The organism is Bradyrhizobium sp. Leo170, from assembly GCF_004296405.1.
Taxonomy (GTDB): Bacteria; Pseudomonadota; Alphaproteobacteria; order Rhizobiales; family Xanthobacteraceae; genus Bradyrhizobium.
The window spans coordinates 19,276-27,329 of the sequence record NZ_PSRR01000089.1 but is presented as its reverse complement, the minus strand read 5'-3'; the positions used below and the strand labels follow the sequence as shown (position 1 = coordinate 27,329).

Below are 8,054 nucleotides of genomic sequence, written 5' to 3'. Positions count from 1 at the left end.
TGAATCCCAACAGACCCTAGTCCAACCCGGTCTTGCCCTGCGCCCAATAGGCCTTGGTCTTCACCCGCGATGATGCGAGGCCGGCTGCTTTCAGGGCCCGGCTTACGCGCTGGATCGACGATGCCTTGCCGGTAAGAACGAAATGCGCGCCGTGTGCGGCAAGGCGCAACATCTCGGCTTCCGCCGCTGCGAGATGGGCGTCGTCGGCGAGGCGCTCGATCAACGTCGCTTGGCCGAGGCCGATCGCCTCCAGCACCGGCCGCGACTCCGCGACGTCCGAGACCTCGAGCACATGGATTGCACCGGCGGCCTGCGGGCACTCGCGGAGCGCCGCCGCCAGGCCGAACGAGGTTTCATCGCCGAACAGGACCACCGGCGATTCAAGGCCCGATAGATCGAGCGAGCGGCGCGGACCGAAGAACTGGCAGGTGTCGCCTGCGCTCAAGTCCCTTGCCCATCGGCTGCCGGGACCGTCGCCATGCGCGAAGGTGAGCATGCGTATCCTGCCGTTGCCGGCGTCCCACGACATCGGTGTGTAGGTCCGCGCGCTGAGGCCCGAGCCGATCGCCACCTGGACCTTTTGGCCAGCCGTCCAGGCGACGTTCCTGAGCGCTTCGCCTTCCAGCTCGGCCAGCCGAAACTGCGGCGAGAGCGTCTCGACTGCGGCAACGCGCGCAGGACGCATCAGCCATCGCAGCAGCGTCCGCGGGAGTCGGCCCGGGGGCGCGAGCGGCGGCGTAGAAATTTGCCTGCGAACGGGTTGCATCAAAAATTCGCTCCATTCACCGACATGTCGAGGTCGCAGCCCCGAGCGGATCACTTCGTCTTCACCGTGAATTCATTGCCGCGCCCGGGATCGACAGGCAGCGGCAGCGAGAGATAACCGTTCTGCGGATCGCGCACGTAGTCGATATAGCCTGAGGCTTCCGAGAACGCGTTCTCGCCGATGATGATCGCGCCGGGCTTCAGATGCGGCTCCAGCAGCTTGAGAATGGGAAGATAGAGGATGAAGGCGCCGTCGAGCATCACCATGTCGATGTCGCCGCCGACGCCGGGCTTGAGGGTTTCGCGCGCATCGCCGACCCGAAACTCGACCAGGTCGTCCAGCCCGGCGGCAGCGAGGTTCGCCCACGCGCGCTCCGCCTTGCTGGGTTCGAGATCGGTCCCGATCAGACGGCCGCCGCCCATGTCGCGCAGCGCTGCCGCCATGTAGATGGCGGAAACCCCCATCGACGAGCCGAACTCGACAATGCGCCTAGCCTTGCAGCTGCGGGCGCACATGTAGAGAAACCGCCCGAATTCCGGGGAGACGCTGAGGAAATTGCCGGCGAAACCGTGATACAGTCCCGCCAGATCCTTGGTCTCAGCCTCGATGACCTGGCTGATCACCTGCTCGGCATTGGTCATCTCGCTCGCGTAGGTTTGCATCAACGGTGCATCGGCCGCTTCCGCTTCCCCATGCAGGCGTTTAAGAACCTCCGCGACCGGGCCGCTGCTGAGTGAATCCATGTATCGGGCTCCTTCGGTCATGATCCGATTGGATGGAATCCGATCACGATCTCATCTCTTTGTTTTGCACACGATCTTCCCACGCAAACGCCTTGCTTTGGTCGCGAGGGACAACCGGTTTCCACGTTTCCGGATCATGCTCTAGAATGCGCCCCCCGGCGCGCCAGGGGTGTCAGTGCTCAGAGGCAGGATAGGAGATCGCCCGCCTGACCGCATTCCGCAAACGGGACAATATATTGCGATTTCCGGTCAGTGCGCGCGTGGGGCTTCGCGCGATACGACGGAGATCACGCGGCGATGCGGCGTTCCGACAGATATCGGGCGGGCGGCTTGCCCAGGGCCTTGCGGAACATGGTGACGAAGGCGCTCGCGCCCTCATAGCCGAGATCGAGCGCCACGGTCTGGACCGACGCCCCTTGGTCTAAACGCTGCAGGGCAATGAGGATATGGAGCTGCTGGCGCCAGCGGCCGAAGCTCATGCCGGTCTCGCGTTTCAGGGCGCGGGTCAGGGTCCGCGGGGCAACGGCCATGCGCCGGCCCCACTCGTCTAACGTTGCGCGGTCGGAGGGATCGGCCATCATCGCGGCGGCGATCTTGCGCAGCTTGGCGTCGACCGGCATCGGGAAGTTCAGCTTCTCGACGGGCGCTACAGACAGTTGGTCGAGCAGCACCGTGGCGATCCGGCCGTCGGCGCCGTCGACATCGTACAGGACCGGCATCTCGGTGACGTGCATCAGCAAACGCTCCAGCAATGGCGAGATCGACAGCGTGCAGCATTGCCTGGGCAGCGGCGAGGCCGCATCCGGTTCGACGAACAGAAGATATACCTCGACATTTCCGGCGAGGGTCACGCTGTGGGGAAGATTGCCGGGAATCCATACCGCACAGCGCGGCGGCACGATCCAGACGCTTTGGTCGGCTTCGCACCTGACGACGCCCCGCAAGGTCAGGACAAGCTGGGCCTTCCGATGCGCGTGAATGGCCATCTCCATGCCCTTGGTGACCATGTCGACGCCGACGGCGACGACGGCGCGTGGCACCTCCTCGGGAGAGAAACCGGCGGCATCGGCGGAGCCGAGATCGTTTGCCTCGGGACGATAGAACGGCATGGCAGTTGAAGATCGATCCGAATGCGACTGACCAGATCAGACAATATCAGTCCGCGATTGCGACTATCAACAGGGGAGGCTCGCTTTGGAGCATGATCCGGAAAAGTGGAAACCGGTTTTCCCTGCGAGAAACGCAAAGCGTTTGCGTGGGAAGATCATGCTTAAACAGAGAGATGAGATCATGGTCCGATTCCATCTCATCGGATCATGTCTAGCCGGCGGCTCTCCACCGCCGACACATTCACGGCAAATATTGAATGTCGGTCGGTCCCCGCCGTCGGCGCGACCCGTTTGACCAGGCGATCAAGATGGTGGTCACAGCGGATTCCACCGGACGCCGACGCGTAGCGCGAACAGGCCGTCGGGCCCGTCGGCGAACGAACTACTTCTTTTTCTTCTTGGCTTTTTTCGCGGTGGTCTTCTTCGCCTTTTTCGCTTTCTTGGCCATGGGGCCTTCCATCAATCGTTCAAAGAAAATCATCAAGGCGCGGGCCCCGTGAATCGGCCTGCATGAAGAAAGCATAGCATCGAATTTGCCGGCTTGATATCGGGAGGCCCTCATCGCGCCGCGTGAATGGCGTGGAGTCGTCCCGCATGAAAAGATCATGCGTCAGGGCGACAGAATGGCCCCGCCAAGCAGTCGTCACCGCGGTGATGGCGTCAGTCCGCGGGATTTTAGATCAGGACGAAACATTGTCGTCACCCGATGCAGCGCCCCACGAAATCGGCAGGGCGCGTGCGGAGGCCGACACGGGCGCTTTGGGCGACAGGCTCACATTGTCCCTGCCGCCGTTCTCACGGCTGCGAACAGGCCTTGCGCTGACGTCACGCAGCCTTCTCCGCAAAACCGGAAGGGCTTTTCGCTGTCGTCCGGTTCGGGATGAGGTCGATGTCGGCGCGGATGGAAACGGTCCTGTGCTGGTCTTGCTCGCCGCATGTCGCGCTGCGACGGCCCGATCGGGCAGGGCCTTGTCCTTATCCGTTGACTGCGGGTCCGATCTCCCTGCGCGTGGCAAACAGACCTATGGCAAGCGCCCCGCCTCTTCAAAACCCTCGCCGTCGGCTTTTTCCCCGCCGGAACAGTTCCGGCTCCTCGCGGCCGCTTCGCTCTCAAAAAAGCTGCCGGCTCGGGTGCTCCGCATTCGCTCTGCCCCGCGTGGATGCGGGTTCGAAGGCGTTGCGCCCGCCATCACGGTCTCGCCATCGCGAGGGGATCGGCTCCTCGCGAACAACAGATGAGGACAAGACCATGACCGCCATCGGATACGTCACCAAGAACGACAACGGCAGCTACAAGGGCCAGCTCCGGACCGTCTCCATCCGCGCCGACATCGACATCATCCCGAACCGGGACAAGACCGCCGATACCCATCCCGACTTCCGCGTCGTGACCCAGGGCGTCGAGATCGGCGCGGGCTGGATCCGCCGGGGCGAGAACAGCGGCAGGGACTATGTGAGCCTGTCGCTCGCCGCGCCCGAGTTCGGTCCGCGCAAGCTCTACGCCAATCTCGGCCGCGCCGCCGGCCAGGATGACGACAGCGTGTTCGCCCTGATCTGGAACCCGGCGGACTGACGCCAAACGGCCCCCGCGACAACTGCTCGCGGGGGCCGTCCTCTCGCCCCATTTGATCGAAACGATCGGCTCGAGAAGACGTCAGCGTCCCGGGGGCGGTTCTGAACGACGCCAGCAATCAAGCGCGCCAAGGCGCCCGCGCCGCGTCTCTTGACGCGACAGGCTTCGACGCCAGCGACTGGGCCTGGGAGTTCTTGCGCCGCAATCCCGACTACATCGGCGAATGGCGCAGCGCCGTTCCGCGACATCTGCCCTGCATTACCTTGAAGGACGGCACGCAGGTCTTGCGGCTACCGCGACGCTTTCCCCGCGCCGAAAAATGGGGTCTCTCCGCCTTTGCCGACCCGGGGCTGGATGCACCCAAGGTGCCGGTGTTCTGGCACGCCCATGCGCTGAAACGGATCGTCCGCCTCGATGCACGGAAGCCGAGGTCAGATGCAGACGCCGCCCGGTTCTCACTGGCCGGCTTCAAGGTTGAACGCAGGGCCGTCATTAACGTGGACGGCATTCCACTCGTGCTGATCAAGGGAAACGGTGCCTATGTCGCCGTCGAAATCCACGGCCTCTCCGTCCTGACCGCCTCCTTTGCGCCGGTCTTCGAACTGCACGACCTTGCTGACCTTGCGGCGCAGACCGAGCTCTTGAAGCGATTGCAGCGCTTCACTGAAGCTGACGTGAGAACGGTTCCAAGGCAGGCGGGAACCTTTTGCTCGTCGGGAAGTGACGCCGCAACGTGATGCAGGAGGCTGCCAAGAGCATCTTCTTCTGTCAGTTCACCGTCTGTCGCTTCCTGCACAGCGGAGAGGCCGGCGGTGAAATCTTGCTCGGTCAGTCTCTCAACTAAGGTGTTGTCGAGCAGCTCTGCCCTAATATCGATACCGACATCGGCCGCGAGTTCCTTGGTGCGCTCGGCAACACCGCCATCGATCTTGAGATCGTCGGCATCACGCAGCTGACCGTGCTGATCAGGTACGAGGTGGTCGAAGTGATTCTTGGTGATACCGCTCGCCACCCACGTCTTGCCGACGGCCTCGTAGTAGTGGGACAGCCATTCGAACGGATCATCATCGACTAGTAGATCGGACACGTTGTCGATGCCTTTGACGGCGCGCTCGCCGATCACCTTGAGATCGACCCAAGAAACTTCGATGCCAAGCTCTTCCCAACCTTCGACGACTTCGGACCACCCCTCGGACACGGCCCGCTCGGGTGGGTCTGTTTCGGTAGAGCTCGCCGCCAGATCCCAAAGCTCGTCATACGTCGGGCCGGCCTCAGGACGGCGAATGAAGTCCGCGCATCTATCGTCGTCCGTGTCGGCGGCGCAGGGGACTTTGCCTCCTCGCGCGGTGGGGATGAGGGGCAGTGTCGACAGGTTCTGCGCAGTGGTCGACAGAACGTCGGTCCACACCTTTATGTTTGTTTCACCGGTAATATCCGGGGGTAGGGCGAGTTGCGCAATTCGATATCCATCAATCCAGTCTTCAGAGTTCGCCAGCGTCATCATACGCGGAAGTGCAGCGAACGCATCGCGAAGGGGCTTCTCTTGTTCACCGGTCACGTAGATTGTGCGTCGCTCTTGTTCTACGTCAAACTGACCGTCAAACACCACCCATCCGGGAAGCGACGGACCGCCAAGGAGCGGGAGTTGACGAAAAATGCTCGGCAGGCTGCCCGGCTTTCGAAGCGCCCAGGCATCGCTCTCCTTAGCGAGAGCAACGACGACCGCGTTCTCAGATGAAACCTCGGACCTTGCGCGAACGACACGCCATTCGCTCATGCTTCCGTCGTTCTCTTCTCGTGAGACCCGATATTCGGTTGGCTTGTTCAAGAACCTGCTTGGCTTGGTTGCGGACGTGAGCTTCCAAACAGTCTCGTGTTCGTCGCGTCGAATGATGATCTCACCGATACGCCGGCAGGTTGCAAACAGATACGGCAAGGCTTCTTCTAATGCTTCGAGGCCCGCGAGTGCGATCTTCTCGTCGTCCACAATATATTCAAAGGAAGCTGTCGGTTCGTCTTCCAAGCTCTCGACAAGATGGGTATGTCTCAATGAATTGAGCGAGTCTTGGACGTTCTGGAGGAGCCGCTCTTCATCGTTTGGCCTGTCCAACTCGACTTCGAAGCCGCGATAGCTGCCGTTCACTTCGAGAATGCCTGATACTTGCACTTGCGCGGAGAGCACGTGCGTGACGAGAAACCCGGTTCCAAATCGACCGGTCGTTTCGGTGGACATAAAGTCCTTGCTCGATCCACCCGTAAGAAGAGAGGCAAACTCGTCCATCGTGAAGGGCGCCGCGTCGTGCCAGAAGCGGAGTACGCCATCCGCATATTCGAAAGTTAGGCTGATACCTTCCCGTCCTACGCGCGTCCCGGCGTCATGGGCGTTCTGGATTAGCTCGAACGGCCACCGCCGGGACGAGGTATCCGGGTCGCTGCGAGCCCCAAGAACCTTGGTGCGGATGCGAAGGGCGATGCCTTCATAGACCTTCTCGGTGAGCGTCTCTTGAAACTGGGCGACGAGATCCAGCCCATCGTCGGGTATTTCATCCACCGGCTCCCCCTTTTTTCCTGCCGTCCCCACGCCACTCTATGCCCGCCCGCTTCACTTGAATATCAGTTCATTTGCTCGCGGCGATCTTTGAGCACCGAGTCCCAGTATTCGGCCGGAAGCGGTGCATCCGGAGCCGCAGCGGAAGGTGTCGGCCTGTGGGCGGCCTCGGCGGCCAGCTTTTCCATCTGCTTCGGGGTCGGCATGCGCCAGCTCGCGGGTCGGTCGGTCATGCCCGAATTAGAACAGAACAAGAACAAATGTCGAGTCCGCTCCGGCTAGCCACTGAGAAAAAAATCATCCCGGGGGGAAGGATGTGATGTCGGAACCAAGCTGAGCCGTTCGTCTTGATTCCGACATCAGTAATGGAGTTCCCCGCGATGGCCCCCCGCGCCAACTGGAAAGGCTTCCTCCGTCTTTCCCTCGTTACCTGTCCCGTCGCGCTCTATCCGGCCACGTCGGAATCCGAAAAAGTCTCGTTCAACCAGCTGAACCGAAAGACCGGCCATCGGATCAAGTACGCCAAGGTGGACGCCGACACCGGCGAGGAGGTCGACAACGAGGACATCGTCAAGGGCTATAAGGTCGATACCGATACCTATATCGAGGTGACGAAGGAGGAGCTTGAGAACGTCGCGCTGGAATCGACGCGAACGATCGAGATCGACGAGTTCGTCGATCGGAGCGAGATCGACCCGCGATATCTGATCCGCCCCTACTACTTGGTGCCGGACGGGAAAGTTGGCCACGACGCCTTCGCCGTCATCCGCGAAACGATCCGTGAGATGAACAAGGTCGCGATTGGTCGCGTGGTGCTGACCAATCGGGAGCACATCATCGCCCTCGATCCGCTGGACAAGGGGTTGATGGGAACGCTGCTGCGCTATCCCTACGAAGTCCGCTCCGAGAAGGAGTATTTCGACGAAATTCAGGACGTCAAAGTCACCAAGGACATGCTCGATCTCGCCAAACACATCGTCAATCAGAAGGCGGGCCATTTCGAGCCGGACAAGTTCGAAGACCAGTACGAAACCGCCCTCATCGATCTCATCAATCAGAAGCGCGCGGGCAGACGAACACTTATCGGCGACAAGATCAGCTCGAGCAGTCGAGCTATCCAACATCCAGGACTCAGATCACGGCGCATTGCCCAGCGACGGTTTTCATGGCGATTACGGCGCGATGGGCTCGATCTTCCGTCCGTTTTGCGGGACAGTAGACAAATCGGGAGAGTGAAATGGTGCATGAAGACCCGTTCCAGATCGATGGTGCCGTCGCCGCATTTCTCGGGCGACGGCACGGCAGTCTGATCGAG

8 protein-coding genes and 1 pseudogene are annotated in these 8,054 nt (G+C 61.4%); 4 read left to right on the top strand and 5 right to left on the bottom strand.

The window, feature by feature from the left end:
* Positions 1-16 precede the first annotated feature (16 nt).
* The 3 genes from CWO89_RS17275 to CWO89_RS17265 all read right to left on the bottom strand — a co-directional run bounded on the left by CWO89_RS17275 (position 17) and on the right by CWO89_RS17265 (position 2,618).
* The gene (locus CWO89_RS17275; RefSeq protein WP_245476346.1) at positions 17-685 is read right to left on the bottom strand and encodes a siderophore-interacting protein; all 669 of its coding nucleotides are present in this window, start codon (positions 683-685) and stop codon (positions 17-19) included.
* 131 nt (positions 686-816) lie between these two features.
* On the bottom strand, positions 817-1,509 hold the full coding sequence (locus CWO89_RS17270; protein ID WP_130230477.1) for an O-methyltransferase: 693 nt from the start codon (positions 1,507-1,509) through the stop codon (positions 817-819).
* Positions 1,510-1,796: 287 nt separating this feature from the next.
* Entirely contained in the window at positions 1,797-2,618 is an 822-nt protein-coding gene (locus CWO89_RS17265; protein ID WP_130230479.1) for an AraC family transcriptional regulator, read from the bottom strand.
* Positions 2,619-2,875: 257 nt separating this feature from the next.
* On the opposite strand from CWO89_RS17265, the gene CWO89_RS45915 reads away from it, so the two are divergent.
* The 3 genes and pseudogenes from CWO89_RS45915 to CWO89_RS47910 form a co-directional block, all read left to right on the top strand.
* Positions 2,876-3,118, top strand: a complete 243-nt coding sequence (locus CWO89_RS45915; RefSeq protein WP_165421205.1) for a hypothetical protein — start codon at positions 2,876-2,878, stop codon at positions 3,116-3,118.
* Between the two features lie 749 nt (positions 3,119-3,867).
* Positions 3,868-4,191, top strand: coding sequence for a DUF736 domain-containing protein (locus CWO89_RS17255; RefSeq protein ID WP_028168174.1), 324 nt, complete (start codon positions 3,868-3,870; stop codon positions 4,189-4,191).
* A 101-nt stretch (positions 4,192-4,292) separates the two neighbouring features.
* Positions 4,293-4,511: pseudogene (locus tag CWO89_RS47910) on the top strand (transcriptional regulator domain-containing protein); the annotation flags it as partial.
* A gap of 218 nt (positions 4,512-4,729) precedes the next feature.
* Here the strand turns inward: CWO89_RS47910 and CWO89_RS17250 are convergent.
* Both CWO89_RS17250 and CWO89_RS45910 read right to left on the bottom strand, forming a co-directional pair.
* A complete protein-coding gene (locus tag CWO89_RS17250; protein ID WP_130579967.1) occupies positions 4,730-6,742 on the bottom strand; it encodes a sacsin N-terminal ATP-binding-like domain-containing protein in 2,013 nt (670 codons plus the stop codon).
* A 62-nt stretch (positions 6,743-6,804) separates the two neighbouring features.
* A complete protein-coding gene (locus CWO89_RS45910; RefSeq protein ID WP_165421202.1) occupies positions 6,805-6,945 on the bottom strand; it encodes a hypothetical protein in 141 nt (46 codons plus the stop codon).
* Between the two features lie 174 nt (positions 6,946-7,119).
* On the opposite strand from CWO89_RS45910, the gene ku reads away from it, so the two are divergent.
* A complete protein-coding gene (gene ku / locus CWO89_RS17245; protein ID WP_245476345.1) occupies positions 7,120-8,049 on the top strand; it encodes a non-homologous end joining protein Ku in 930 nt (309 codons plus the stop codon).
* Positions 8,050-8,054: the final 5 nt, after the last annotated feature.

Coding starts and splice junctions, on each gene's coding strand:
- CWO89_RS17255 (WP_028168174.1), top strand. CDS start 3,868: ATGACCGCCATCGGATACGTCACCAAGAACGACAACGGCAGCTACAAG.
- CWO89_RS17270 (WP_130230477.1), bottom strand. CDS start 1,509: ATGGATTCACTCAGCAGCGGCCCGGTCGCGGAGGTTCTTAAACGCCTG.
- CWO89_RS17275 (WP_245476346.1), bottom strand. CDS start 685: ATGCGTCCTGCGCGCGTTGCCGCAGTCGAGACGCTCTCGCCGCAGTTT.
- CWO89_RS45915 (WP_165421205.1), top strand. CDS start 2,876: ATGTCGGTCGGTCCCCGCCGTCGGCGCGACCCGTTTGACCAGGCGATC.
- ku (WP_245476345.1), top strand. CDS start 7,120: ATGGCCCCCCGCGCCAACTGGAAAGGCTTCCTCCGTCTTTCCCTCGTT.
- CWO89_RS45910 (WP_165421202.1), bottom strand. CDS start 6,945: ATGCCGACCCCGAAGCAGATGGAAAAGCTGGCCGCCGAGGCCGCCCAC.
- CWO89_RS17265 (WP_130230479.1), bottom strand. CDS start 2,618: ATGCCGTTCTATCGTCCCGAGGCAAACGATCTCGGCTCCGCCGATGCC.